Raw genomic sequence first — 26784 nt, forward strand, 5'->3', positions numbered from 1 at the left:
GGCTTGGCTAAAAAATTATCAATGTTTGATTTAACTATATATCAATAATTCGACTATTATTGAAACAGTTACCAAACTACTCAATAAGATTGCTGTTAAAATAAGCATCAAAACGACAAGCATCCCCTTGCCACTGATGATTGGTTGGTTGATCATTTAAAAATACAGCCAATCGAGGACGTTTTACCACAACCCGTTTGGCAATGTATTGAGCTAAGACTAAAAGATGATCTCCTAAATCCATTTCACCATCTTCTGGAAGCAGCATGTGCAATAACTGCATTTGTTTTTTGACTTGCGCCTGCTTTTTGACTGCCTGCTGATGTTGATCACGTTGCGGAAACATGGGATCTAAATAAACCACATCGACTGTTTGTTTATCTTGAATCAATTGCTCTAAATAGACGGTGGAATCCGAAAAAATTAAATCAATTCGCGCAACGACTTGTCCTAGAAATGGATCATTTTCAGCGTGTGCTTTTGCATCTTCAAGCAAAGTAAATAAAATTGGATGGCGTTCTACCAAGCGAATATTGGCACCCAGATAAGCCATCAACAAGCTGTCATGACCTAAACCTGCTGTGGCATCAACCAATTTTGGTTTTTCTGAAAGATGACAAGCTCGAGCAATCATTTCTGATTTTAAACTGGCACGTTTTAGACGTGGTATTTCAGCTTTCCAATCAGGCTGCATTCTCATGCCATTGGCACATAGACTCAAACCTTGCTCATCAACACACAGTGCGAGTTCAGGGTTTAACCTTAAAAAACGCGCGTTGAGTTTTTCAATCACCTCTATATTAACCACGACTCCACGTAGAGAAAGCACAGTTTGATAAGACTGTGCTTTCTCTAAAAAAGTGGATTCTGTAAATAAGCGAATCTCGCTTACCATAATTTCCAACCTGTTAAAGCAAATAATAAAATGATTAAACCTGATGCAATGCGATACCAAGCAAAGACCATAAAATCACGTTTGGAAACATAAGCCACCAAAACACGAATCAAAATTAATGCAGAAACAAACGAAACAATCAAACCTACAAAAAATACGGTCCAATCTTGAGTAGTTTCATAAATATGATAGTTTTTAAAAAGATCTAATAACCCTGCACCGACAATAACAGGAATACCTAAGAAAAAAGAAAATTCAGTTGCCGCCTTACGCGATACACCCAACATCATACCGCCAATAATTGTTGCGCCTGAACGTGAAGTACCTGGAATAAGCGCTAAAACTTGAATCAAACCAATATAGATTGCTTCTTTAATCGTAATATTGTCGACTTCAACTGCATTAACTCTAGGTGGATTTTTCTCTACCCACCAAATAATTAAACCACCAACAATTAAGCCAATCGCTACTGAAATATCATTAAACAAAAGTTCTTTTACGATATCACCACAAGTCAAACCCACAATCATGATCGGAATTGAAGCAGCAATTATGCTCACGCCTAAATGTCGACCTTTAGGTTCACCAGAAAACAGACCGATAGCAGCTCCCCAAAGCTTGCCCCAATATTCATAAATGACGGCAGCAATTGCCCCCATTTGAATCGCAACAACAAATAAGTCGCTCTTTTCTTTGGTCCAGAAATTCATTAATTCAGATGCAAGAATTAAATGCCCTGTACTTGAAATAGGTAAGAATTCGGTAATACCTTCAACGATACCCATAATGGCTGCTTTGAGTAGCAGTAAAAGATCCATGTTAAATCCTAAAAAATTAAATCCTAAAAATTAAAGCGAAAAACGATTATGGCTTGCCTTGTTCTGGTATTTTTTTCCATGCATTATCACGTAAATATACAGGTAATGCCTGTTCAGCACTGAGCCATTGCTGTTTCAATGCATGTTGTCTTGCAATCGTCGCAATATCGTTGGCATTTGCAGTAAGCTGCTGAAATTTAGTCGCTTCAGCATCGACCAATGTTGCACCAGAACCAATTAAAGTATATTTTTGGTACGCTGCAGCCTGCTGATAGTCTAATAATTTTTCTTCATCTACAAGTTGCATAATGTTATTTTGATCGAGCTTAAAACTCGCCATATAAACTTCATTCATACGTGCATCTAAAACGGCTGTAACTTCTACCAATTGAGCATGTTGATATGCTGCCTGAGCCAATGCTTGTAATGTAGACACAGGAATGACAGGAATATCATGTGCCCATGCCAATGCTTGGGTCACTGCGGCATTGATACGTACACCGCTAAAAGAACCAGGTCCACGGCTAAACGCAATCGCAGTCAGCGCTTGATTACTGATTTGGTTTTGCTGAAAGCCTTGCTCAATCATTGGCAAAATCGTTTGAGTCTGTGCCTTTGCTCGCGTATCAAGTTGAAAATAGAGTGTTTGAGTTTCATCAACAATCGAAACGGAACACTGCTCATTGGCAGTTTCCAATGCCAGCAATTTCATGCACAACCTTACCGTATTAAAAATGCTGCCTATGATACTCCACTCATTTCATTAGCGCGAGAACTAAGCGCTAAAGCCTGTCAGATAAAATCCATCAGATCAAATTCATCTACAAAAAATCAAGGCAATAGACTTTTTTCCTGAGCAAAAATGATGGTAACGCTCTCGATGGCAGTGTTCCGTTGAATATCTTTAACTCATGGATACGACTTAAGCAAACTGATTAAATTTTCTTAAAATATAAGGCGATGAAAGCAATTTATTTATGTTATGTAATTTTTCTTAATGGGATAAGTATTGAGGCGAGAGTACAGCATGTACCCCTCGCCCGAAAAAAATAAAGCCTTATTCAAAGACATTATTCATTTTTAAATGACGCTATTCACTTTGAAACAACCATGCTAATCAAACTTAAACTCTTCTAAATTGATAAAATCTTTATAGTGTGAGGCATAATGCATTGCACTCATTTTTAATAAATTAGCTGCATTTTCATCTAAAGTTCGAATGACTTTTCCTGGAGAACCCACCACCAAAGAATTATCCGGAATGACTTTACCTTCAGGAATCAAGCTATTGGCACCGATAATACAGTTTTTACCAATCACAGCATGATTTAAAACCACTGCATTGATACCAATCAAACTATTCTCACCGATGGTACAACCATGCAGCATTGCTTGATGTCCAATAGTCACATAATCGCCAACGTGTAATTCAATACCTGCATCAGTGTGTAACACTGCGTTCTCTTGAACATTACTAAAATTCCCTACATGAATTTTCGCATTATCCGCACGAATAACGGCACCAAACCAAACACTGACTTGTTGTCCCAACTCAACTTGACCAATTACAGTTGCATTATCAGCAACCCAACCATCAAAAGGCTCATGTAACGCTTTAGGTGCCAGTCCTTTAAATTTATACATCATCGCGTGATATTCCTTTCAATTTTTCCCTGTAACAATACTTTCAGATATAAAACTTATTTTCGATTAAAGATTTGAGATTTAAATGATGGAGAATTCAATAAAAATGGCCAGTTTTTCTGATAATCCAATCCATATTTAAATAATGAAATTAGAATTCTAGCCGTTAAACCCCAAATAATTTCATTTTCGATTCGCAGGCTAGGAAAATATACGGATTGATGTGCCAATCGCACTTCATAAGGAATCGGTTGTGATTCCATCATTTTTTTAATCGGTGCATAAAAAATACGATCTATTTCAGTCGGTTGTGGAATCAATTGAATATCAGGTGGAATTAACCCCACCACAGGTTTCACCGTAATTCCGCTTTTTGCTCGCTCCATGGGTAAATCACCAATCAGCTTGACATCAAAAGGATTTAACGCAGTTTCTTCCCAAGCTTCACGTAAAGCCACAACAATATTACTGGTATCATTCGGGTCACGCTTACCACCCGGAAATGAAACTTCACCGGCATGGTTTGATAGATATGCAGAACGTCTGGTCAACAAAATTTTAGGATCAGCTTCCTGAGTAATTGCAATCAGAACCGCAGCATTGGCAGGAAATGTTCTTCTGCCAAAACGTAATCTGTTTTGCAATATTTGTGTTAACTCATGATCCTGCATGTATCTCACTCAATATTTTTGTTCTCTTTCTATCATATATGAAATTTTATGGATAAGGCTATAAATGATGCGAAAGTAGAATTTTTCAGTTATGCTGAGTTATCTCACATTTTCAATGAAGCTTATGAGTTTTTGCAGTGCTTGTGGTCATTCGACAATCGAAAAAATTCCTTTAGGTGATCAAAAAATCCGTAAAGTTTGTACACACTGTGGCACTATTCATTATGTCAACCCTAAAGTTATTTGCGGCGCACTTGCCCTTTGGGAAGATAAAGTTTTACTTTGTCGCCGTGCAATAGAACCTCGCTATGGGCTTTGGACATTACCTGCTGGGTATATGGAACTGTTTGAAACCATGGAGCAAGGTGCAGCACGTGAAACACGTGAAGAATCAGAAGCAGAAGTAGAAATCGAACAATTGTACTGTATGTATAATATTCCACGCATTGGGCAGATTTATGTGTTGTTTAAAACACAAATTAAAGATGGTTTTTTTGGTGCTGGAGAAGAAACACTCGAAAGCCGATTATTTGAAGAACATGAAATCCCTTGGAATGATTTAGCATTTCCAAGCGTTGAACGTACATTACGTCATTATTTTGAAGATCGGAAAAATAATATCTTCCCAATACACTTAGAAACATTAGGAACACGTCTCGACCAAACAGGTTGATTAAAAATTAATTTATTGATAGTCAATTATATAGAGAGCTAAAAAAAATCCCCCAATCTCAATTGGGGGATTTTTTTAGCGCAATGAGATTATTTTGTTTTCACTGTATAACACTGTGGCAAACTTACCGATAGGGTCCCTTGCTGACGCTTCGCTAACTCTTTTTGTTCTGTAGTAAGCTTATCTTTATTAGTATCTGTATTGTTATAGATTGCCTGATAAACCGCTTGTAAATTGACCCAAGTTGCCTGAATTGTTTTGTCTCCATCCCAACTGGTTATATTCACCCCACTAGATGTATTTTGTTCATTAATTAATCGTTGAAGGTTTAAACGAATACCGCCCGAAGAGACTGAAGCTTTATTTAAGTCATCATTGGTAGTCCCACTCGTAGGGGTAACGACCAATTTTTCATTTAATCCCACTAAAGCACCATCAAGACTTCCAAAAATAGGATTGGCTAAAATCATACGCAGTGTAATTGATTTTTCAATATCCCCATTAATATAAGCAGTCCCTGTTGTACCCAGTCGATATTGTTGAACACCTGTTTCTTTATCAATGTAAGTGCTTGGATCGACATCCGCACAGGTATTTGAATTTAAAGTACCATTTCGACCAAGATTAGTACGGATATCCCCATTTTCATCAATCACAATACCTAGGGTTTGAGTATTTGGATTAACTTCAGGATTCGTAAACGTAAATGTAATATTGGCATACAGTGGGAAGTAATATTTTTCTCCTGTTTTTACTGTATTTTTCGTCATGAAAACTCTTCGATCTAGATAGTTCGCAGGATTGGTTTTATAAATATCAATACCACCTGAAAGCTGATCCCCATTGAATGTCTGACGCCACTTACCATAAACTGTCGTATCTGTCGGAGCAGTGGTCGCACCAGTCGCACGTTTATACATATATTCCGTACCAGCTACATTGGTATTGTTCAGTAATGTACCTTGATAAATGCTCAGTTGATCTGTTGTTGTTTGATCTTTTTTGAATATCAATGGATTGCTGATTTTTCGAGTGAATGGACTGATCCAACCTTGCTGTGGATTGACATCTAATTTTTGTGGAACCACTTGATTGAGTAACAGGAACTTTAACAATGAATCAGCAATGGTGCTACCTTCGACTTTTTGCGGAACACCTATCCATTGCATCGCATAACCTGTCGTATAGCCTTGGCGGTCCGTCACGAGATACATATTGGCTATCGATTCGTTCTTCGTATTTAAGTCACTCTTCCCTGTAAAGCCTTGGATATCAACATTTGCTCCACTAAAAATCAGGAAGTTTGTAGAGTAAATATTAACTAGCGACTGTTGAATCAAACGCTGTGCTGTTAATTGTGCCGAATCGTTATCGACCGTTTCAAGATTAAGCCATGGTTTTAATTTTTCTATATAGCTACCATCAAGAAAATCAGCAACACCAATATCTGCTGGTAAATCTTTCAGGTTATTTTTTAAATTATCAGATAACTCGATTGGCTGAATATCTCCAACTTGGTTGTTATTTTGCTCTACACCAATCGCTTGGAAAACACGAACCAAGCCAACCATGACTTTAAAAGTATCATCATTCATATCCATACTGGCAGGTGTTTTGCCTGTCATGGCACTTGCGATATCAATCAAACCAATCGCAGCAGGTTGTCCCCTCACCTTTAATGGACGAATTTTATTTAAATCTACATCCCCCAAAACAATTTTACGTTCTGATTGAGAACCCTGAATATAAAATTTTGCCTTATCACCAATTAAACAACCGCCAGAAGCCAAACCACCTTCTAATTTGGTGTTGAAATGATTTCGAGTATCTGTACTACAATCAAAATTTAATCCAGTCACTGGATAATCGACATAAAAACCTAAACATTTTTCATAAGATGCATCACAGCCATTGGTATAAGTGACGATACCTTTGTAAGGATCTTCATTGACTGTTGAACTTTCACCACCACAACCAGTAAGTGCTAAACCTAAACTCGTTAAAACGAAAGGGGCTAATACTCTTTTTTTCATAATCTCGTCCTTACTGAATAACACTCAGCTTAATTTGTCCATGATTTGTTAACTGTTTATTTTCAACATCTATAGCTGAGGATAATGGTGTTAAAAATAGATAAGTCGCTTTTTCTGGTTTTCTCAACACACCTTCCATTGCGGCATATTGTAAGTTGTTGTCGTGTGATTCTTCATTTTTAAAGCCACTGACACCTTCAATGACACAGCCTTGTTCATCTAAAAATACAACTAAAGGCCAATAGTAGGTTTGTGTCTTAGAAGAGGATGCGTAGGAGGTCAAAAGTATATTTTGTACCTGAGCATCTAATTTCACCACTTCATAAGCAAAATGCGCTTTAATCGGCGCAACAGGCCATAAACCAATCTCTTGATTTTTAAGTGATAAACCTTTTGCTTTAAGTATTTTTTTACCTGTAAAACAAGCTTGTTCTAAATTATGAACCACTTCGTCTTTAGGTAATCGGAAATAAGTTGAAGATAGCACGACTGGCTTTTTTTCGTCAGCATCTGGATTGCCTCGAATACGGTTTAAGAGACTTGTACTCAGTCCCTTTTGTCGTTCAATTGTTTCATAACGCCCATGTACTGCACCAATCTCTGGGGTCATATAAAATCGCTTTTTTCCCTCGAGATTAAATTCACGATCTTCCAGATATTCATTATTCACATACTTTTCACCATCAATGATGGTGAAGTTTTTGTCTTCAGTTTCTTGAATACTCTGCGTTTTAAGCGCAGCTTTGGAAATTTGTGAGTTCTGAGTCGTTAAACTCTTTTGTTGTTTTTCGACTTGTTTAGCTTCATGTTGTGATTTAGCTATTTCAGCAGTTTTGGTTTCTGGAACAGCTACAGCTGTTTTTTCTTGTTCATCTGGCGGTACTGATGACGAAACAGTTTGTTGTGGTTGTGGTTGTGGTTGTGGTTGTGGTTGTGGTTGTGGTTGTGGTTGTGGTTGTGGTTGTGGTGAAACCTTAACAGTTTCTTGCGGTCTTGTTTGGATTTCTGATGAATGCTTAGTTAAAGGTATCACAGATTTTTTTGGCTCTGGTGCACTTGTAGGAAAGCGCTCAGGTTGAGTCACATTTTTATTTTGTGTTGTGCTGGATTGAGGTTGAATAGCCTCAATAGATTTTTCAGTTTTATTTTCATTCTTTTCATTATTTTTTTGTTTGGTTTCAGATTTTGTTGATGATTCAGGTTTTTGGATAATCATCGGATGCCCATCAGGTCCGATAATGGTATAGAAACTGGATGCATAGCAAGCTGATGTGGCTAAGCTCATACCAATTACCAGCCACAAAGAAGTCAAAACTATTTTTTTCTCAGCTTTTAAATGCATTACCATCTCGTTCTGTAGTTAATCCCTAGAATTGTGACTTTGGTATTTGTTTTTACATTCAATCCAGCATATGGGTTGAGCAGTAAATTATCTACCCCTGTTTTATTCGCTAAACTACTAGTATTTGCAGGAATATTATCTCGGCTACGTAAGAAGCCCACAGATAAATCAATATCCGTATCTTCATCAAAACGGTAACCTAAACCTAAACCGAATAATTGAGCATTATTGATCGGCACCATAGTATTTCGTTTATCATCCGGAATCGCACTGGCACGAGGTTCATAACCTGCTCGGAGTTTTAAACGGTCATTGGCTGAATACTCAACACCAATTCCCCAGCTCCATGGTGATTTAAAGCCAAGCGGGAAAGCCAATGAAGTGTCTGTGACTTGATTGGATAAAAGTTTAGCAATTTTTAATGCTGAAATTTGGCGATCAAACTCAAATTGGAATTTTTCCCACGCTTTAAAGTCTGTCCACCCAACATCGAAATTCACTTGTAAATCAGGTAAAACCTTATATTTTATCCCTGCTTGGAAATGTGCTGGATATTCTAAATCCATTGCGATCAAACCAGATTCTGTTGGTGGTATATAACCTGGAAACCCAAGAATCGCAGCAAGGATCTGCCCCGTCGCAGATGAGTTTAAGCCTTTAATCAGTTCTCTTGGCGCGTTGGCATTATCAATAAAATATTTACCTTTCATACGCATTTTTGCCGAGCTTTGATAGACCATACCAAAACCAAAGTTTTCAGTTGGCTCCCACATTAAACCCAAGTTATAGCTTGGACTCAGACTTTGTTCTAAAGAAACCTGCATTTTCCCGAACTGACCAAAAGGATTCATACCCTCATTGGCATTACAAATACCAAACAGCAAAAGATCCGTGATCATATTGGAGTTATTTCGGAATGGTCCACAAACAGACTCATCCACCATTCGTAATACGCCAATCATTTCATTGGGGAAGCGTAAGTCCGTCTTTAATGCCATGGCATTATATGACATCCCAATCGAAGCTCCCAAAGAGAGTTGATCATTGACTTGATATGCAACAGAAGGTGATAAATATGTAATACGTTCAATGGCAACCTGTTGTCCCATAAAGTTGCCGGGATTTTTATCTTCTGAACCAAATCCTGCCACCATCGGTGCGTAAGCTGCGGTTGCATAGGTTAATTTTGAACCTGGCGGATTATATGAAACTCCACCAGTAGGCGCCAATACCGGCCATCCAGGTCCCAAATCTACAACTTTCTTTAAAATAGGAATGTATAAACTTGCATATTCAACGTCACCACGTACAGAGTCTTTATAGTCTGTACATAAGCTGGATGGATTATCAGGTGCATCATTACAGATTAAAGGATCATCAGAATAACCAAATACGTTATAACCTGGCGGTGCAGAAAACTCTCGTTGAACATCAAAGTTTGCAATGATACCTTGTACGTCGGTCTGTAGACCTTTAAGTTTCGTCAATCCAGCCGGGTTAAAATGAATTGCACTAATTCCTGGAGGGTCTGCAGTAACAGCATTCCCCATCGTCAATGAACGTATATCTACAGATAGGTTAAGCCCTAAATGTGCAAATACTTGAGTTGAACACCCTGTTAATAAAATTGCTGTTACTAATGGGCGCAAACGTATGTTTTTCATACCTTACACTCCTTAGCGAGCTTTTTTCTTACCAAAGCCAATAATATCTAATGGGAAGGACAATCCAAGTGAAATATCTGGTGAATCCTCAGTTAGACCAATTCCCAATGTACCATTCACAATGGTTTCAGGATTGACACGCACACCTAAAGCAATCGAGAACATACCACTTGATTGATTCGCAGCATCATATTTTTCACGCCCCTTTTCAGGGGTTGCTGGATTTGCCTGATAGGTAAAGGAGGTATTCATGTTAAATGATTGTTGATATGACATAGTCATAGATACATCATAGTTAAATGAATACGCAAAACCGAAAGAGAATCCGCCTGTCACTCCTGGATCAAACTCTTCTAAAACCCGTTGACCGAGCTGCTGACCACCCTGACCATTGGCATTTCCCCCCCCACGCACTTGGTTTAGACCAGTTTCTTTAAATCCATAGTTAGCCGAAACAGAGGCAAATAATACAACAGGGTCAATATATTTTCGGGTACTTGCACCGAAACCGACAGAATAATAGCCCTTACCTGTGGAGAGATCTGTATTCGGGTTAATTTCGTATGGGCTATCCCCTGTTTTTGTCGATACACTACCAAATAAAATCAGTGGTAAACGACCAGCTTTAAGTGGGAACGGTTCCCAACGTGCTCCAAAGTTAATATCCCCTAAACCTGCGGCAGTTGCATCTTTTAAACTATCTGATTTTGCGATAAAAGGGAGAGAGGCGGTAAAGGTTAAATTATCTCGAACGCCATATTGCGCCGTAAAGGTATTGGTAATGGTATGACTTGCATCCTCGTCTACACGAAGTTGGTAAGCAGTACCTTCATTAATCCCCAAATTCAGTTGTGAATCGCGATAATATGAATAATCCAAATCATAGAAAGTTGATATTTCACCTTTTTTAATTAAGGAATATTGCCGCTCATTGGATGTAAAAACTTCTTGTAAGTTGGTTTCCTGAGAAGCATCCCCTTCTTTCTTTTGTAATGCTTCAGCCGCTTGAGAGCCTGACTTTGGTGCTAAAGATTTTGTTTCATCTTTATTAATCTGTACATCTTCTTTAGCTGGAACAGCTTGATCTACTGCTGCTTCAGCACTTGCATCAACCTCAGTATTTGTTTCAGCCGCATATAAACTTCCAATTGCAAACTGAATACTCACTGCAACTAAAGTTCTTTTCATCCATTGATTATTCATATTATTCCTATCCCAAAAAATCCAATTCAGTTATGTAATTTTTAGTCCATCTTTTACTTACGTTTATAATAGAGTCGTAGGTAAGTTGTAATTGGCTGATTATAGGTTGCTGACTTGGTATCTAGGTCAATTACTTTACGCATGGTTGATGCTTTATCTGCCAATCTATTGACGTAATCTGTTGAATATTGAGCCTCTACCAATGCATAACGATTAATTGTTGCATCATCAACATGACGCATATCTGCCTCTTGTAAAGCCAACATATTACGTTGTTGGTCTTTAGGCGCATTAATCATAAATAAAGTATTATTTTCCCAAACTTGCTTAAAGCGCTCTTGGTCAAAACTAATATTTCCTAATGCAGGGTCAGCCACATAGACCCGACCATCTTTATACGCTTTAAATACGACAAAATGTTTAAAGCCTGCATAAGAAATAGGCACAATCACAGGTTGATTTTGATTAATTAAGTCTGTGAATTCCCCTTTAAAGCCGCCGCTCTCATAACCAATCGCAGCCACAAAACGTTTCATATCCAACAGAGAAAAACTTCGACGTTCGATAATACGGTTGTATTCTCCAAAACGTAACAAACCTTCCATGGTTTGCTGTTCAGTTAAATTTGTTCCGACATATCCATTAAGCAATGTCGTGAGCGCCGCAGAGCCACAACTATAGTCATATGCCTGACGGACGATACCACGGAATTGATTTTCTAAAGCAGGTTTAATCTGTACCATCTCACGATGATTTCGTGAGAATGATGGGTCCCGAGAATCCGCAAGCTCAGTATAATAAACAGCATCCTTTGGCTTGGGTTTTACATCTAGTGCGTGGTTGGCAAAATAGTACATTAATGCCGAACCTAAAGTAATTTCTAACATAATTTTAACTATCAAGTATCGGCAGTATTTTGCCTAAAGTGCTGATTTTATTTTTAGAGTGAACACTCTACATCCCTGAAACTAGAAGATACCGTTTTTTGAAAAAAAAAACAGTCTTTTTTTGAACTTTTGTCGTTTTTAGGACGTTTTTTTGTAAAAAAAAACGCATGCTCTGCATGCGTCTTTTTACAACCAATCAATTCTAAATTAGTGACCAGAAATAGTCAGTTTTACACCATTTGGCGTAGCTGAACCACCGTTATAGAATTTCATACCTGTAATCGAAACATCACCGATTGAGCCTGTACCTGTACCTGTACCAGCAGTTCCTGGAGTACCTGGTACAAAACCTGTACCACCACCCAACACGACTTTAGTTAAATAAATATCTGTACCTGTTGCACTTTTCATTGCTGTTACAGCTAAACCTTGTGGTGTTACTGCAATATCAGCATCTAAAGCCAAATTTGCTGAACCTGTATCAGTTACTTTTACGCCACCTAAAACGATATAACCGCCACCACCAGCAGAAGCATCTTTAAATGCTAAGTTACTGATTGATAAACCACCAATCATTGAACCATTCAATTTAATCATTGCACCTTGTGGTGTATTACCCAATTGAATGTTTGCAGTTGTTGCGCCTACATTTACCGTTAAACCACTTAAAATTTCAGCAGAACCAGCATCAGGCTTATAAGCTCCCGCCGTACCTGTCACGTTATTAACTTCAATTTTACCTAAATCAATTTTAAGCGCATTAATTGCTGCCGCTACGTTTAAAAATGGCTTGCCCGTTGCTCCAGCTGTTGCACTACCATCAGTATCAATTACTAAATCAGCTAGATTACCAGTACCTGTCTTGGTCACAACCACATTATTTAAAGTGATCGCACCCGCTTTACCTGAACCACCAGTTGTTGCGTTTACAGCCAAACCATCACCATCAAAAACATGTAGTTTAGCAATTTCGATTTTAGAAGCATCAATACCAACATTGATACCATCTTGACCTGTGGTTGCACTCAGTGCAGCATCATCCATTGCTTGCAGAGCCATTGCATTTGAGCTAACAGCAACAGCAGAAACTAAAGCGAGTTTAGTAAATAATTTCATAATCCGTACTCTCCCAAGAGCATTTTTTTTCATTTTTAACCACTCTCCGTAGTTCCCTGTTGTTTTTAGTTGTTTTACAACTTAGAACACCAATCCTTGAGTAGTCCGTTTTGCCCTTTTAAATTAACTGTATGTTACTTTTTGTTCAACTGCTGTTTATCAAAAAGGAGATGAAACCGATAAACGGTAAGCAGTTTCACTACATTATGTTATTTTTTTGTTCAACCGCTGTTTATCACAAAGTTGATAAAACCGATAAACGGTAAACAGTTTTTTCACCTTGGTTTTCAGGTAGAATATAGCCGAATCAATCAATTTTTCTTTTTGAGTTCAATCTCCCTATGTTTCGGAAGTTATTACATTTTCCATCAAACAGCATTGCTACAGTATTACATCGACTTCACTCGCTTTTTGGTTGTGTCTATTTAAAAAATTCAGGGCAAGATGTCATCGCCTTCTTACCTGAAAAGTATTGTATTTCAACCTCACAACAATACGAGACTTATACACGAACTGACTTTAGCAATTATCAAAAAGATCAAAATACAAATAAGTTCGATCATTTTTTTTCTTTTAATCCACTCTCCTCTTCGGATAGCGTTGAAAATTTTCAAGGAGGTTATATTGGATTTATCGACTACAATTATGCCAGTGCCCAACATATTGATTCAGCAACAAGAACCCAGCCTAATTTTTATATGGGTGAATATCAAACTTTTATTCACATCGAAAATCAACAATTAGTTTTCTGCAGCTTAGAATCTTGTGCAGAAGAATTTTTCACATTCGTACAGAATCTATTACATACAAATCAAGCACCAAGCACATTTAAACTCAACACGCTCTGTCAAGCGAAGTGGACAAAACAAGACTATGCCCGAGCTTTTACCCAAGTTCAAGAATACATTAAGGCAGGCGATTGCTATCAAATCAATTTGACACAAGAGTTCAGCGCAAAGGCGCAAGGCTTACTTTTAGATACAGCTGAACGTTTTTGGAAACTGACTGATGCACCTTATTCAGGTTATTTAAAACTTGATGATTTTGAGTTACTGAGTTGTTCACCTGAATTATTTATTGATTTTAAAGCGGATCGTAAAATTATCACTAAGCCCATCAAAGGCACGATGCCGCGTTATGATGACCCTGTTTTAGATCAACAATCCAAAGATCGGTTAATTCATTCTCAAAAAGATCAGGCAGAAAATGTCATGATCGTTGATTTGTTACGTAATGATTTAAGTGTATATGCCGAAACAGGTTCAGTAAAAACACCTAAACTTTTCAATATTGAGTCTTTTAACCAAGTCCACCACATGGTGAGTGAAGTCACAGCAACATTAAAACCTGAAGTCAATCCATTTGATGTACTCTTAACAGCTTTACCAGGTGGCTCAATCACAGGCGCACCAAAAATTCGAGCAATGCAAATTATTGAAGAGTTAGAGTGTGCTCCGCGTGGTGCTTATTGTGGTTCTTTGGGATATTTTAATTTTGATGGTACAGGATCTTGGAATATTTTAATTCGTTCGATTCAAAAATATAAAAATGACATTTCATTATGGGCAGGTGGGGGAATCACCATTGCGTCTGACTGCGATGCTGAATATCAGGAATGTTTTGATAAAGTTTCCGCAATGCTTGATCTGCTCAATACTTGGTATCAGCCAGAAGACCAATACACGGAACGAAATTAACGAGCATGATTCACTCAATATAAATAAAATGGCTTTTGTTTCCCTATCAGCCATTTTATCTTCATCACGATCGCAAGGCGACATCCATGTCGACCACATGCAATAATTACAGTTAAGACAAGATATCCTGCTTTAAAGTATCAACAAGCCGTTGATTTTGCTCATCTGTACCTATCGTAATCCTTAAGAACTGGTTAATACGAGGCTTATTAAAATAACGGACAATAATCCCCCTTTCACGCAACGCCTGTGCAAGTTCACCAGCATCTTTAGACGGTAAAGATGCAAATATAAAATTCGCTTTAGATGGCAGCACTTTAAAGCCTATCGCTTCTAAGTCTGCAACCAGTTTGTCGCGACTGAGAATCACTTTTTGACATTGCGCTTCAAAGTATTCTTGATCTTCAAAAGACGCAACGGCAGCAGCAATGGCAAAACGATCAATCGGATAGGAGTTAAAACTATTTTTAACAGCTTCTAATGCTGCAATGAGATGTGGCTGTGCAATCGCAAATCCAACGCGTAGTCCCGCTAAAGAACGAGATTTTGAAGTCGTTTGACAGACCACTAAATTCTCATATTTTTCAACCAGCTGTACCGCAGATTCCGCTCCAAAGTCAACATAAGCCTCATCAATCACCACCACAACATCTGGATTGGATTGTAAAACTTCTTCAATAGCATCTAAACCCAATGCAATACTGGTGGGCGCATTTGGATTGGTAATAATAATTCCACCATTAGGCTGTTTATAATCATCCACCACGATTTCAAACTGCTCATTTAGAGGAATGATTTTTGTTTGAGCAGAAAGCCCAAAAAACTGACTATAAACAGGATAAAAACTATAGGTAATATCTGGATATAAAATAGGCTGATCTTGTACGAAAAAAGCCTTAAAAATATGGGCTAGAACTTCATCTGAACCGTTGCCGACAAAAACATTGGCAATATTGACATGCTGTTGTTGAGCAATTGCTTGTTTCAATGCAGTTGCATCGGGATCTGGATAAAGTCGTAATGCATCCGCGGAATTTTCCAAAACAGCTTCAACCGCTTCAACCACTTTCGGCGATGGCGGATAAGGGTTTTCATTGGTATTCAGTTTTAATAAATTTTGAATTGTAGGCTGTTCTCCTGGGACATACGGATCTAACTCACGTACCTCAGGACTCCAAAAACGCATTTGTTCAGGACGAATCTTTGACATTTTCTTATCTCTTATTTGTCTCATCTGTCTCTTACACCACTTTAAGTGCAACTCACTAAAAGCGCATTGAGAGAAGGTAATTCAAAGCTATCAAAATAAATGCTATAGACCCAGCACTCTACTTTAAATAGCTTCCTCTCTTTTGCTTTGAGAGGAATTTGTATTACATGATCAGTGAGGTATTCAATTTAATTACTGGTAACGGTATCGTGCAGATCGTGCATGTGCATCCAAATCCTCTTGCTGAGCAAGAAGATCTGCTGTTTTCGCCAGTGGTTTAACCCCCTGCTCAGAACACATGATTAAACTCGAACGTTTCTGGAAATCATAAACACCCAAAGGTGATGAAAAGCGTGCTGTGCCTGATGTTGGCAATACATGGTTAGGACCTGCACAATAATCACCAATCGCTTCAGGTGTATAACGTCCCATAAAAATCGCACCTGCATGGCGAATGCTTTCTGACATCAATTGTGCCTCATCCAAACACAACTCTAAATGTTCTGGCGCAACTTGATTAATTAAATCAATCGCTTCTTGACGGTTTTTAACCAAAACCAAAGCACCACGATTCGCAATCGATGTTCGCGCAATTTCTGCTTTTGGCAAAGCAGCCAAATGCGCTTCAATTGCCAGCTCCACATCATTTAAAAGCTGCTCATCCGGTGTAATAAAAATTGCCTGTGCAACAGCATCATGCTCTGCTTGTGACAATACATCCATCGCCAACCACTCTGGATTATTTTCACCTTCTGCATACACTAAAATTTCAGAAGGTCCAGCAATCATATCAATTCCCACTTGACCAAAAACCGCACGTTTTGCAGCGGCAACAAAACGATTGCCAGGTCCAGTGATTTTATCCACCTGTGGAATTGTTTCTGTACCATAAGCCAATGCTGCAACTGCTTGAGCACCTCCAATGGTAAATACACGATGTACTCCAGCCAGATATGCAGCAGCCAAGACCAAAGGGTTTAATTCACCATTCGGCGCAGGTACAACCATGATAATTTCTTGTACGCCAGCAACATGTGCAGGTATGGCATTCATCAGCACAGAAGATGGATAAGATGCCAAACCACCTGGAACATAAATCCCAACACGATCTAAAGGTGTTACTTTTTGCCCCAAGGTATTGCCCAAATCATCAATATAAGTCCAACCTTCTTGTTTTTGTGCTTGATGAAATGAACGAATACGTTGTGCTGCCATTTCTAAGGCGTCACGAATTTCAACCGTTAAGCCCTCAAATGCAGCTTTCAATTGGGTTTGTGACAGTTCTAGATCTGAAAATTGATGCGCTGGATGTCGATCGAACTGTTGAGTGAGTTTTAATACATGTGCATCGCCATGCTGACGCACATCTGCAATAATTTGGTCTACTGTTTTTAAAAGCTCAGGATCACTCACTGTTTCAAAAGCTAACAAGTCAGCAAAGACTTGTTTAAAGTTCTGCTCTTGAGTCGATAAACGTCGCATCAATTTACCCACAAGGTTGTTTAAGAAAGATTTAGTTTACCTTGTTTTGAACATCTTGTGGGCAAAGATCACATAGTCAATTTAACTTAGTTTGATAGGAAAGTCTGATGAGGAATACTGTTGATCATACAAAATCTGATTTAAGTACTCACATCTGGATAATCCCAGTCACTATCTGCCTGAATTAACCAATTCAATGCACCGTGTCTTTCAACAACAACCGATGAGTTTAGATTTGCAGGTGCTTGCTGTTGTTTTAAACGCGCATCCACACAAGCCCAATCATAACGATAAATTAAATCTGCCTGATCTAAAATTTCCTCAATCTCACGTAATTTCACTTTGCTCATAAAAGCATCAAATGTTTCACAGGAGGTCACCGCTTGAATCGCAAAATCACAATCAATAATATGGTCAGGATAAGTGAGCTCATCCACGAGACCTAAAGCCCATAACAAGACCCAATAAGCTTCGTATTTCCAAACCATATTAACAACGTCTTGTTCAGATACATCACGCTTTAAAATCGCCTGCTCTTTTTCGGTCAATTCCGCTAAAACTTGCATTTTTTTTAAAATATCAAATACAAATTCCTGCGTTTCATCATCGTATTGATCGTTGTTTAGATCACAAGCCACCTGAATGACCCATAAACAAGCAATCGCTCGTTTTGCAATCTCTTCAGCTGTACGCATTTGCGCTTCTTCCACAGATTCGATCACAGGTAAGTGATCAATATAGGGAATTGAATTTTGCTTAAGGATCTGTATAGATTGATTTTTACGTTGTTGAGGCGTTTTCATCTGAGCTTTTATATATGAATGACTATGATGTTTTATCATAAACCGTATTTAGGTTTATGCCATGATTTGTTAAAAATTTGATTTTGATTATAAAAAAACACCACTCTAGTTTGAGTGGTGTTTTTGATTATACATTGACCTGAGGATATTACTTTTGCTGCTCACGCTCTTCCACTGCTTTTTCAAGCTGTGCAAGTATCGGATTTAATAAAGTTTGCTTACGCTTAAAGCTTGCTTTATTCACAATCAAACGTGAAGACACTTTGCAAATTTCTTCCAAAGGTTCTAAACCATTGGCACGCAAAGTATTTCCTGTATCAACCACGTCTACAATGTAATCCCCTAAACCCACCAAAGGCGCCAACTCCATTGAACCATAAAGTTTAATTACATCGACTTGCTCACCTAGGCTTGCATAGTATTGACGAGTTAAATTGACATATTTTGTGGCAATCTTTAAACGTCCTTTAGGACGTACCATGCCCACTTTACCTGCAGTCATTAACTTACAATTGGCAATTTTTAAATCTAATGGTTCATAGACATTTTGAGCGCCATGTTCCATTAGCACATCTTTACCTGCGACACCAATATCTGCTGCGCCATTTTCAACATAAGTTGGCACATCAGAAGCACGTAAAATTAAAATACGAACTTGTTTATGTGTGGTTGGGAAGATTAACTTACGCGATTTATCTGGGTCTTCCAGTAAGTTAATTCCCGCAGTTTCAAGTAAAGGAAGCGTCTCTTTGAGAATACGTCCTTTACTCAATGCCAAAGTCAAACCATGATCAAAATTGCCCATAACGTCAAAATTTGGATCATCGTTTCTCATATCGCTCATTAACTTGTCTCGCTCACTCGCTTAATTTGGGCACCTAAACCTTGTAATTTTGCTTCGATATTCTCATAACCACGGTCAATATGATAAATGCGATCAACAATGGTTTCGCCTTCAGCTGCCAAAGCAGCCAAAACTAAAGAAAATGAAGCACGCAGGTCAGTTGCCATTACAGGTGCAGCAGATAGTTTTTCTACACCTGTCACAATAGCATCATTACCTTCAACCTGAATATTTGCACCCATCCGCGCCAATTCAGGAACATGCATAAAACGATTTTCAAAAATCGTTTCAGAAATTGTTGCGAAGCCACGACCAATTGCATTTACAGCCATGATCTGTGCTTGCATGTCTGTTGGAAACTCTGGATGAGGTAAAGTACGGAAACTGACTGCTTTTGGACGTTTGCCCATCATATCAAGCTCAATCCAGTCTTCACCACGGGTGACTTCCGCACCCATTTCTTCAAATTTATCTAAAACAGATTCAAGCAAATTTGGATCAGTATGGGTGGTTTTTACTTTACCGCCAGTGATTGCCGCAGCAGCCAAATATGAACCAGTTTCAATACGATCAGCAACCACTGAATACTCGCAACCGTGTAGGCTTTCAACACCTGTAACCACCAAGGTGTCTGTATCCAAACCTTCGATTTTTGCGCCCATTTTGATCAGCATTTGCGCTAAATCTGTAATTTCAGGTTCGCGTGCAGCATTACGAATCGTCGTGACCCCATCAGCCAAAACAGCTGCGGTTAAAATATTTTCAGTTCCACCGACCGTCACCATATCAAAGATGACTTCACCACCTTTCAAACGTCCATCGACTTTGGCATGTACATAACCCGCTTCGACCTCAATTTGCGCACCTAAAGCTTCCAACGCTTTTAAATGCTGGTCTACAGGGCGTGAGCCAATCGCACAACCACCCGGAAGTGAGACTTTTGCACTACCATAGCGCGCTAATAATGGTCCAAGCACCAAAATTGATGCACGCATGGTTTTTACCAATTCATAAGGTGCAAATTGATTATCCAGAGTAGAGGTGTCCGCAATCACGGTTTCTCCCTCGTAACTCATGGTGACGCCAAGACCACCAATCAATTTAACCAAGGTACGGACATCTTTTAAATTTGGGACATTTCTTAAAGTAATTGGTGTGTCTGCAAGAATCATTGCAGCCAACAAAGGTAATGCCGCATTTTTTGCACCCGAAATGCGTACTTCGCCTTCGAGTTTTACACCGCCTTGAATGACAAATTTATCCATTGACGCTTAAGCTCCAAACATACTGGCTTTGCGCCATTCTTCTTTAGTCATCGCACGAATAGTGACCGCATGTACTTCACCACTAGCAATATAACTGTTAAGTGGTGCATAAACAGCTTGTTGACGAGGAACAGGACGTTTCCCTTCAAACTGATCATCGACAATACGGAGATCAAATTTACCTGCTTGTCCACTGACAGCAACTTCAGCATCAGGAAAAGCTGCTTTTAAGATTTCAGTGAGCTGTTCACTATTCATTGCATCGACCTCTTATTAGGACTAACAGTGTAAAAACTGGCTATTTTACTATAACTCACTAAAATAATTCATTAGCTGGTACAAAAAATATAGATAAAAAAAAGAGGTATTTTCAACCTCTTTCTAAAATGTTTAAAAATATTGAAGTTTAAGTCGCTAAAATATTCATCGGCTGATAATCCAGCTGCATTTTACGATGCTTATCTAATTGTCTTTTTAATTTATCGGTCAGCTTAGTAATGGCATTATACATATCATCCGCAGTTGCTTGCGCAAAAAGCTCGATTCCGGGCAAACGAACAATCGCTTCTGCGATATGATTTGCACTGCCTTTTTTTGATCTTTTATCTAATTGATGATCTTTACTTAATTTCACCTGCATACTGTTCACTTGATCGATATGCTTTATCATCTGCGCGAATCTATCTCGAATATTTTCTTCTATTGCAGGTGTAATGGTTAAATGATGTCCACGAATTGTAATTTGCATAGCTTTATCCCTCTCCTTTTATAGGAATATGAAAGTCATAACCAAAACGATTTCATGACAGAATTCACCAAGGAAAAAACTGTGCTTAATATCATGCAATCATTTAAGTTACTCCAAAAGACAAACAAGCGATTCATTATTTCGTCATAATGAGTCATTAGAATAGCCACACTTTAAAAACTAGATCAAGACCTTTCTGTCTGATGACGATGGAATATGTAACGATTCGCGATATTTTGCGACCGTACGTCGTGCAACATCGATTCCATCCTCTTTTAACAAATTAGCAATCGTATTATCAGACAATGGTTTACGAGGATTTTCATCCGCCACCAGTTTTTTAATTTTGGCACGAATTGCTGTTGATGATGCTTCACCACCCGAAGTCGTTCCTACATGGCTTGAAAAGAAATATTTCAACTCAAACAAACCCAATGGTGTGAGTAAAAACTTATTCGTGGTGACTCGCGACACTGTTGATTCGTGTAATTCAACTTCTTCAGCCACATCTCTCAACACCAAAGGCTTCATACCTTCTGCGCCAATTTCTAAGAATTCACGTTGATGCTGTACGATACAACTGGCGACTTTTAATAATGTTTTATGGCGCTCATCGACACTTTTGATAAAGTTTTTAGCTTCCAGCATTTGATTACGTAAATACTGATTCTCATCACTTTGATCTGCACGTTTGATCATGCCTGAATAAAAAGAGTTGATTCTCAACTTAGGCAAAACATCTGGATTCAGCTGAACATGCCAGTGATTATTCTTTTTGGAAACCACTACATCAGGAATTTGGTAATCTGATTCTTTTTGCTCAAACTCTGCCCCAGGATATGGCTTCATGGTTTTGAGCAATTCAATTGCTGATTTCAATGATTCAGCATTTAATCCCGTTTGCTTAATCAATTTATTGAGATCATTACTGACCAAAAGCTCATAATGTTTTAATAACATCAAGGCTTCTTTCCTAAACAAAGTCGTTATAGGGAGAGCCTCGATTTGCACAAAAAGACATTCTGCAAGATTTCGTGCTCCAATACCTATCGGTTCAAGCCGTTGAATATGCTTTAAGACAACCAAAACCTCGTCTTCTTCTACTTCAATGTCATAGTCCATTTGTTGTAGCAAATGTTGAACAGAACTGACGATTTCATCGATATCCGCCTCCAAAAAACCTTTTTCATCCAAGGCATCCACAATGCAATACGCAATTAACCTATCGACTGGGGAAAAATGCAACAAATTCACTTGTCCCAGCATATGCTCTTTTAATGATGCATTGGAATGGCGATTGTCTTCACGGTCTTCAAACTCTGGACGCTCAATTGCAGTAGATTGATGGGTATATACATCATCCCAATCGGTATCAACAGGTAACTCGTCAGGCAAATGATTGGCATTTAAAGCATCTGAAAGTTCATACTCTTGTTGTTCTTGTTGTGCACTTTCCAAACTTTCATGTGTTTCTTCTTCAACTTTTTCAAGCAAAGGATTACTGTCCAGTTGAATTTGAATTTCCTGTTCAAGTTCTAAGCTCGATAATTGTAGTAATCGAATGGCTTGTTGCAGTTGTGGCGTAAGCGACAACGAGTTTGCAACTTTTAATCCAACCGATAACTTCATATCTATACTTCCCACAGTGCTTTATTTCACTTTGTTTTGCTTTAGTAAATAAAGCAAAATTCATGCCTATTGATTTTTTATACCACAGTAACCATGGGACGACTAGCAAAAAAAATGAATAAATCACATAAAAATATTTATTATTTATAAGTTAAAGTTAAATTTTAAAAATGTATTATTTCTATGAATGACTTATCGAATAGTCACATATTAGTACTGGTGAAATAGCCATCAAATATCTAAATATAGTTTAAAAAACTATAAGCAAAAATAAATGAGCTTAGGGCTATTTATTTCAAAATATTTAAATAAAATAGGTTTCGCTTTGTGATACCAATCACATTTCTAGTTTTGCTAAATTTATTATTTTTATCCTTTACTTATTGGAATAGTGAGTATAAAAATAATGATATAAAGAAATATGATGGATCATTCTTTCAAGGAAAAGCATTGGCACGATAACTGCTTAATTTAAGGACAAGCACTATTGTAATGCCAAAATAATCATGTAATGGAGAACTCAAAATGACACAATCTACAAAAGCACTATCAAAAAAAGTATTCACCACTGCGCTTGGCGTACTTATGGCTGGTGGCGCTTTTTCACAAGTTCAAGCTGCTGATACTTTGGCAAAAATCAAGCAATCAGGAAAAGTCATCATTGGTTATCGTGAGTCTTCAGATCCAATTTCCTATGTTGTTGGTGGTAAACCAATGGGTTATGCGGTTGATATCTGTAACAACTTTGCCAACGAACTTAAAAAAACCCTTAAAATGCCTAACCTTAAAGTGGAATATAAGGCTGTTACTTCATCTACACGTATTCCAGAAATGCTGGCAGGCAATATTGATATGGAGTGTGGGACAACCACCAACTCTATTCAACGCCAACAACAAGTAAGCTTCTCTACCAACTACTATGCGACAGAAGTACGCATGGCAGTCAAAGCAAATGCACCAATTAAATCAATAGCAGATTTAAATGGTAAAGCTGTAGTGACAACACAAGGAACTACATCTGATAAATACATCAAAATGGGTGAAAAAGGTGAAAAGGTCAACGTAAACAACGTTTACGGTAAAGATCATTCTGATTCATTCGCAATGGTGGCATCAGGACGTGCAGCAGCATTTGTTATGGATGACAATATTCTTGCAGGTCTCATTGCGAAATCTTCAAATCCGAAAGACTTTAAAATCGTAGGTCCAGTGCTTTCTTCTGAGCCTTACGGCATTATGCTTCCTAAAGGTGATGCAGCATATAAAGCCATTGCGGATAAGACGGTCACTACAATGTGGAAAAATGGTCAAATGGCAGCTTTATATAAAAAGTGGTTCCAATCTCCAATTGCACCAAAGAATGTGAACTTAAATATGCCAATGAGTTCATCCTACTTAAAACTTAAAGCCAATCCTACAGACGCTGGCATTAATTAATTCCGTGCTCAAATCACAGTTTATAGATCAGGCTTAAATCAAGGTCTGGTCTATAAGTTTTTTACAAAATTAAAAATACAAAGGAGCACACATGTCAGTAGGCTCACTTAACTGGACAGCATATTGTCTCCCCTCAAATGAATATAGTTTGGATAAGGCTGCATGGGCTGAATCCGTCTGTAAAGCTATAGGTGGTGAAAGTTACTCTCCTGTTGCTGATGCACCAACATGGTTACAACTCTTAGGTTCAGGTGTCTGGACCATGGTTTGGACTGCGGTACTTGCATTTTTTATCGCTTTCCTGCTGGGTTCGTTAATCGGAATCTTGCGTACGATTCCCAACAAGCCACTTGCATTTATTGGCACATGTTATGTCGAACTGTTTCGAAATATTCCACTGATTGTCCAACTCTTTTTCTGGGCATTCGTTTTTCCAGAACTACTCCCACTCAGCCTCAGCACAGGCAGTGGTGAAATGGTACACGGTGGATGGTGGCAAAATATTCTCAATGACAATCCAGCCGCAGTTGGGGTTTTTGCATTAGGATTGTACACAGCAGCACGCATCGCAGAACAAGTCCGCTCAGGGATCAATACCGTTTCCAGAGGTCAAAAAAATGCAGCTTTTGCAATTGGTCTGACCCAAAGCCAAAGCTATCGCTATGTCATTCTTCCTGTTGCATATCGAATTGTATGGCCGACACTCACTTCCGAAGCAATGAACATTTTCAAAAACTCTGCCGTGCTTTATGCACTCAGTGTTTTAAATTTCTTTGCTTATACCAAAACGATGCGAGAAGAAACATCACAAGATATTGTGATTCTTATTCTTTCAACACCAGTCTATTTGGTCATTACCTACACCATTAAGCTTATTATGGCGTGGATTGAAAAAAGAATGGCTGTTCCTGGTCTTGGTTCAGGAGGTAAATAGTCATGGATTTTAGTATTTTACAAAATCACGATGTGATTCAAACACTGATTGCAGGGTTTAAGTTTACCGTTACTGTGACGATTTTATCTATTATTGGCGGGATTCTGATTGGCACGCCTTTAGCCATGATGCGTTTATCCGACAATAAAGTCGCCAGTAATTTTGCTAAAGCATATGTTGACTTTTTCCGTGGTGTTCCACTGATTCAAGTCATTTTCATTTTCTATTTTTTATTGCCAAAGTTTTTTGAGTTTCAATCTGATACCTATTATGGACCACTCTTTTCCAGTGTCGTCACCTTTGCAATTTTTGAAGCTGCATTCTTTTCAGAAATTGTTCGTTCAGGTATTCAGTCTGTCTCAAAAGGTCAAGTCAATGCAGGTTATGCCTTAGGATTCACTTATGGACAAACCATGTCCAATGTCGTACTGCCTCAAGCATTTAGAAATATGTTACCTGTTATATTGACTCAATCTATCGTACTTTTCCAAGACGTCTCTTTGGTGTATGTGATCAGTGCGCCAGACTTCCTAGGCAATGCAAATACTTTAGCAAATACGTATGGTGCTGAAACCAAAGCAACCTTCTACCTGATTGTAGCAGTTGTTTACTTCTGTATCTCCTTTGCGCTTTCAAGACTTGTGAAGCGTTTACATCAAAAAATAGCAATAATTCGATAATTGGAGAATCAATATGCCAATGATAGAAATACAACATATCTCAAAATGGTATGGAGATTTTCAGGTTCTCACAGATTGCACCACATCCATTGAAAAAGGTGAAGTTGTGGTCGTTTGTGGACCATCTGGTTCTGGAAAATCCACACTGATTAAGACAGTCAATGCATTAGAACCTTTCCAAGAAGGCAATATTATTGTTGATGGAACAGCGCTCAAAGATTCAAAAACTGATCTGGCACAGTTTCGCTCTCGTGTTGGTATGGTATTCCAACACTTTGAATTGTTTCCGCATATGACCGTTTTAGACAATTTAGTCATTGGGCAAATCAAAGTATTGAAACGTTCTAAATCTGAAGCTGAGAAAAAAGCCTTACAATATTTAGATCGTGTCGGTTTAGCAGCACATAAGAACAAGTTTCCTGGACAACTGTCAGGTGGTCAGCAACAACGTGTTGCGATTGCCCGAGGTTTGTGTATGGATCCAGTATGTATGTTATTTGACGAACCGACTTCTGCACTTGATCCAGAAATGGTTGGCGAAGTTCTTGAAGTTATGAGTCAGCTGGCAAAAGAAGGGATGACCATGATGTGCGTAACTCATGAGATGGGCTTTGCGCGTAAAGTGTCAAGCCGAGTGATTTTCATGGATCAAGGTAAAATTTTAGAAGACTGTGCAACCGATGACTTCTTTAATAAACCAGATGAGCGTCATGAAAGAACCAAGTTCTTCTTAGACAAGATTTCAATGGTACATTGATATTTAGGCTTTAAAACAAAACCCCAATTAAAATTGGGGTTTTGTTTTTTTAACAAGAACAATAAATTAACGTGAGTTTGATGCAACCACATCTTCAACTTATTGAAAAACAATAAGTCTCGGCGGAGTCTTGCTGAGTTTTCACCCAATTTCAGGATCAGCCTGCGGCTCGCCCTACTTTTCTTTCGGGAAAAGTAGGCAAAACCACTGTCATCCGCAAAACTCGTCAACCACCAGCAACACATTCAATCAGTCGCAGAAACAATACTTTATAAAAGTAGTTCTGCCTCAAACAACTGCGGATGACGTTTCCGAGTATCATATTTCATCAAGAATTTTTATCGAACTCAGG

25 protein-coding genes and 1 pseudogene are annotated in these 26784 nt (G+C 38.4%); 7 read left to right on the forward strand and 19 right to left on the reverse strand.

Translation table 11 applies throughout. The features are described 5' to 3' along the window. Positions 1-76: 76 nt before the first annotated feature. The 5 genes from AC1Z3T_RS15720 to AC1Z3T_RS15740 form a co-directional block, all read right to left on the reverse strand. A complete protein-coding gene (locus AC1Z3T_RS15720; protein ID WP_100885896.1) occupies positions 77-895 on the reverse strand; it encodes a class I SAM-dependent methyltransferase in 819 nt (272 codons plus the stop codon). Beyond that, positions 889-1713: an undecaprenyl-diphosphate phosphatase gene (locus AC1Z3T_RS15725; protein ID WP_100885897.1), complete on the reverse strand. Its 825-nt coding sequence runs from the start codon at positions 1711-1713 to the stop codon at positions 889-891. The genes AC1Z3T_RS15720 and AC1Z3T_RS15725 overlap by 7 nt, the downstream gene beginning before the upstream one ends. 46 nt (positions 1714-1759) lie before the next feature. After that, complete coding sequence (tsaB, locus tag AC1Z3T_RS15730) at positions 1760-2425, reverse strand: tRNA (adenosine(37)-N6)-threonylcarbamoyltransferase complex dimerization subunit type 1 TsaB (RefSeq protein ID WP_005033659.1); 666 nt, start codon at positions 2423-2425, stop codon at positions 1760-1762. Positions 2426-2826: 401 nt separating this feature from the next. Further along, the gene (locus AC1Z3T_RS15735; RefSeq protein ID WP_004830067.1) at positions 2827-3360 is read right to left on the reverse strand and encodes a gamma carbonic anhydrase family protein; all 534 of its coding nucleotides are present in this window, start codon (positions 3358-3360) and stop codon (positions 2827-2829) included. 53 nt (positions 3361-3413) lie between these two features. After that, positions 3414-4028 (reverse strand): CoA pyrophosphatase, encoded by a 615-nt coding sequence (locus tag AC1Z3T_RS15740; RefSeq protein ID WP_004830068.1) that lies wholly within the window; start codon positions 4026-4028, stop codon positions 3414-3416. Between the two features lie 124 nt (positions 4029-4152). Between AC1Z3T_RS15740 and AC1Z3T_RS15745 the strand changes: the two genes are divergently transcribed. After that, entirely contained in the window at positions 4153-4701 is a 549-nt protein-coding gene (locus tag AC1Z3T_RS15745; protein ID WP_100885898.1) for an NUDIX hydrolase, read from the forward strand. 89 nt (positions 4702-4790) lie between these two features. Here AC1Z3T_RS15745 and filF read toward each other — a convergent pair whose 3' ends face one another. From filF to filB, 5 genes are read right to left on the reverse strand one after another with little or no spacing between them, the layout of a single operon-like run. Next, positions 4791-6734: a putative pilus system protein FilF gene (gene filF, locus AC1Z3T_RS15750; RefSeq protein WP_100885899.1), complete on the reverse strand. Its 1944-nt coding sequence runs from the start codon at positions 6732-6734 to the stop codon at positions 4791-4793. Positions 6735-6744: 10 nt separating this feature from the next. After that, entirely contained in the window at positions 6745-8076 is a 1332-nt protein-coding gene (gene filE / locus AC1Z3T_RS15755; RefSeq protein WP_483396774.1) for a putative pilus assembly protein FilE, read from the reverse strand. Beyond that, positions 8076-9740, reverse strand: a complete 1665-nt coding sequence (filD, locus tag AC1Z3T_RS15760; protein WP_042086073.1) for a putative pilus system OmpP1/FadL family transporter FilD — start codon at positions 9738-9740, stop codon at positions 8076-8078. The genes filE and filD overlap by 1 nt, the downstream gene beginning before the upstream one ends. Before the next feature lie 12 nt (positions 9741-9752). Continuing rightward, positions 9753-10943, reverse strand: coding sequence for a putative pilus system protein FilC (filC, locus tag AC1Z3T_RS15765; protein ID WP_100885901.1), 1191 nt, complete (start codon positions 10941-10943; stop codon positions 9753-9755). Between the two features lie 53 nt (positions 10944-10996). Further along, positions 10997-11830: a putative pilus system C39 family peptidase FilB gene (gene filB / locus AC1Z3T_RS15770; RefSeq protein ID WP_005033675.1), complete on the reverse strand. Its 834-nt coding sequence runs from the start codon at positions 11828-11830 to the stop codon at positions 10997-10999. Positions 11831-11953: 123 nt separating this feature from the next. Between filB and AC1Z3T_RS15775 the strand changes: the two are divergent. Beyond that, positions 11954-12082, forward strand: a pseudogene (locus AC1Z3T_RS15775) (hypothetical protein); the annotation flags it as partial. Here AC1Z3T_RS15775 and filA read toward each other — a convergent pair. Continuing rightward, a complete protein-coding gene (gene filA, locus AC1Z3T_RS15780) occupies positions 12038-12946 on the reverse strand; it encodes a putative pilus system protein FilA (RefSeq protein ID WP_042086075.1) in 909 nt (302 codons plus the stop codon). The pseudogene AC1Z3T_RS15775 and the gene filA sit on opposite strands and share 45 nt — an antisense overlap. 341 nt (positions 12947-13287) lie before the next feature. Here filA and AC1Z3T_RS15785 point away from each other — a divergent pair, with 341 nt between their 5' ends. Continuing rightward, entirely contained in the window at positions 13288-14643 is a 1356-nt protein-coding gene (locus tag AC1Z3T_RS15785; RefSeq protein WP_042086078.1) for an anthranilate synthase component I family protein, read from the forward strand. A 112-nt stretch (positions 14644-14755) separates the two neighbouring features. On the opposite strand, the gene hisC is transcribed toward AC1Z3T_RS15785, so the two are convergent. The 8 genes from hisC to AC1Z3T_RS15825 form a co-directional block, all read right to left on the reverse strand. Continuing rightward, entirely contained in the window at positions 14756-15853 is a 1098-nt protein-coding gene (hisC, locus tag AC1Z3T_RS15790) for a histidinol-phosphate transaminase (RefSeq protein WP_100885902.1), read from the reverse strand. A gap of 192 nt (positions 15854-16045) precedes the next feature. Beyond that, entirely contained in the window at positions 16046-17347 is a 1302-nt protein-coding gene (gene hisD, locus AC1Z3T_RS15795; protein WP_100885903.1) for a histidinol dehydrogenase, read from the reverse strand. A 128-nt stretch (positions 17348-17475) separates the two neighbouring features. Next, a complete protein-coding gene (locus AC1Z3T_RS15800) occupies positions 17476-18138 on the reverse strand; it encodes a DUF4272 domain-containing protein (protein WP_058968647.1) in 663 nt (220 codons plus the stop codon). 148 nt (positions 18139-18286) lie between these two features. Further along, positions 18287-18982 carry an ATP phosphoribosyltransferase gene (gene hisG, locus AC1Z3T_RS15805; protein WP_004830084.1) on the reverse strand — a complete coding sequence of 232 codons (696 nt, stop codon included), beginning with the start codon at positions 18980-18982 and terminating at the stop codon, positions 18287-18289. Continuing rightward, positions 18982-20247, reverse strand: a complete 1266-nt coding sequence (gene murA, locus AC1Z3T_RS15810) for a UDP-N-acetylglucosamine 1-carboxyvinyltransferase (protein ID WP_004830086.1) — start codon at positions 20245-20247, stop codon at positions 18982-18984. Before murA ends, hisG begins: the two co-directional genes overlap by 1 nt. Before the next feature lie 6 nt (positions 20248-20253). Next, positions 20254-20505 (reverse strand): BolA family iron metabolism protein IbaG, encoded by a 252-nt coding sequence (gene ibaG / locus AC1Z3T_RS15815; protein ID WP_004830087.1) that lies wholly within the window; start codon positions 20503-20505, stop codon positions 20254-20256. Between the two features lie 148 nt (positions 20506-20653). Next, positions 20654-20995, reverse strand: coding sequence for a ribosome hibernation-promoting factor, HPF/YfiA family (gene hpf, locus AC1Z3T_RS15820; protein WP_483396775.1), 342 nt, complete (start codon positions 20993-20995; stop codon positions 20654-20656). 180 nt (positions 20996-21175) lie between these two features. Continuing rightward, on the reverse strand, positions 21176-22624 hold the full coding sequence (locus AC1Z3T_RS15825; protein WP_009585239.1) for an RNA polymerase factor sigma-54: 1449 nt from the start codon (positions 22622-22624) through the stop codon (positions 21176-21178). 525 nt (positions 22625-23149) lie between these two features. Between AC1Z3T_RS15825 and AC1Z3T_RS15830 the strand changes: the two genes are divergently transcribed. The 4 genes from AC1Z3T_RS15830 (at position 23150) to AC1Z3T_RS15845 (ending at position 26432) form a co-directional block, all read left to right on the forward strand. After that, complete coding sequence (locus tag AC1Z3T_RS15830) at positions 23150-24061, forward strand: amino acid ABC transporter substrate-binding protein (RefSeq protein WP_004830092.1); 912 nt, start codon at positions 23150-23152, stop codon at positions 24059-24061. Between the two features lie 91 nt (positions 24062-24152). Beyond that, positions 24153-24995, forward strand: coding sequence for an amino acid ABC transporter permease (locus tag AC1Z3T_RS15835; RefSeq protein WP_004830094.1), 843 nt, complete (start codon positions 24153-24155; stop codon positions 24993-24995). A gap of 2 nt (positions 24996-24997) precedes the next feature. Then, the gene (locus tag AC1Z3T_RS15840; protein WP_004830097.1) at positions 24998-25675 is read left to right on the forward strand and encodes an amino acid ABC transporter permease; all 678 of its coding nucleotides are present in this window, start codon (positions 24998-25000) and stop codon (positions 25673-25675) included. 13 nt (positions 25676-25688) lie between these two features. Then, the gene (locus AC1Z3T_RS15845; RefSeq protein ID WP_004830099.1) at positions 25689-26432 is read left to right on the forward strand and encodes an amino acid ABC transporter ATP-binding protein; all 744 of its coding nucleotides are present in this window, start codon (positions 25689-25691) and stop codon (positions 26430-26432) included. Positions 26433-26784: the final 352 nt, after the last annotated feature.

The sequence above is a fragment of the Acinetobacter sp. B-6 genome (assembly GCF_056930735.1).

Coding starts and splice junctions, on each gene's coding strand:
- filC (WP_100885901.1), bottom strand. CDS start 10,943: ATGAATAATCAATGGATGAAAAGAACTTTAGTTGCAGTGAGTATTCAG.
- AC1Z3T_RS15725 (WP_100885897.1), bottom strand. CDS start 1,713: ATGGATCTTTTACTGCTACTCAAAGCAGCCATTATGGGTATCGTTGAA.
- AC1Z3T_RS15745 (WP_100885898.1), top strand. CDS start 4,153: ATGAGTTTTTGCAGTGCTTGTGGTCATTCGACAATCGAAAAAATTCCT.
- AC1Z3T_RS15845 (WP_004830099.1), top strand. CDS start 25,689: ATGCCAATGATAGAAATACAACATATCTCAAAATGGTATGGAGATTTT.
- filB (WP_005033675.1), bottom strand. CDS start 11,830: ATGTTAGAAATTACTTTAGGTTCGGCATTAATGTACTATTTTGCCAAC.
- filE (WP_483396774.1), bottom strand. CDS start 8,076: ATGCATTTAAAAGCTGAGAAAAAAATAGTTTTGACTTCTTTGTGGCTG.
- murA (WP_004830086.1), bottom strand. CDS start 20,247: ATGGATAAATTTGTCATTCAAGGCGGTGTAAAACTCGAAGGCGAAGTA.
- filA (WP_042086075.1), bottom strand. CDS start 12,946: ATGAAATTATTTACTAAACTCGCTTTAGTTTCTGCTGTTGCTGTTAGC.
- tsaB (WP_005033659.1), bottom strand. CDS start 2,425: ATGAAATTGCTGGCATTGGAAACTGCCAATGAGCAGTGTTCCGTTTCG.
- AC1Z3T_RS15825 (WP_009585239.1), bottom strand. CDS start 22,624: ATGAAGTTATCGGTTGGATTAAAAGTTGCAAACTCGTTGTCGCTTACG.
- AC1Z3T_RS15800 (WP_058968647.1), bottom strand. CDS start 18,138: ATGAAAACGCCTCAACAACGTAAAAATCAATCTATACAGATCCTTAAG.
- AC1Z3T_RS15735 (WP_004830067.1), bottom strand. CDS start 3,360: ATGATGTATAAATTTAAAGGACTGGCACCTAAAGCGTTACATGAGCCT.
- AC1Z3T_RS15720 (WP_100885896.1), bottom strand. CDS start 895: ATGGTAAGCGAGATTCGCTTATTTACAGAATCCACTTTTTTAGAGAAA.
- AC1Z3T_RS15785 (WP_042086078.1), top strand. CDS start 13,288: ATGTTTCGGAAGTTATTACATTTTCCATCAAACAGCATTGCTACAGTA.
- hisG (WP_004830084.1), bottom strand. CDS start 18,982: ATGAGCGATATGAGAAACGATGATCCAAATTTTGACGTTATGGGCAAT.
- hisC (WP_100885902.1), bottom strand. CDS start 15,853: ATGTCAAAGATTCGTCCTGAACAAATGCGTTTTTGGAGTCCTGAGGTA.
- AC1Z3T_RS15835 (WP_004830094.1), top strand. CDS start 24,153: ATGTCAGTAGGCTCACTTAACTGGACAGCATATTGTCTCCCCTCAAAT.
- AC1Z3T_RS15840 (WP_004830097.1), top strand. CDS start 24,998: ATGGATTTTAGTATTTTACAAAATCACGATGTGATTCAAACACTGATT.
- filD (WP_042086073.1), bottom strand. CDS start 9,740: ATGAAAAACATACGTTTGCGCCCATTAGTAACAGCAATTTTATTAACA.
- AC1Z3T_RS15830 (WP_004830092.1), top strand. CDS start 23,150: ATGACACAATCTACAAAAGCACTATCAAAAAAAGTATTCACCACTGCG.
- hpf (WP_483396775.1), bottom strand. CDS start 20,995: ATGCAAATTACAATTCGTGGACATCATTTAACCATTACACCTGCAATA.
- AC1Z3T_RS15740 (WP_004830068.1), bottom strand. CDS start 4,028: ATGCAGGATCATGAGTTAACACAAATATTGCAAAACAGATTACGTTTT.
- ibaG (WP_004830087.1), bottom strand. CDS start 20,505: ATGAATAGTGAACAGCTCACTGAAATCTTAAAAGCAGCTTTTCCTGAT.
- filF (WP_100885899.1), bottom strand. CDS start 6,734: ATGAAAAAAAGAGTATTAGCCCCTTTCGTTTTAACGAGTTTAGGTTTA.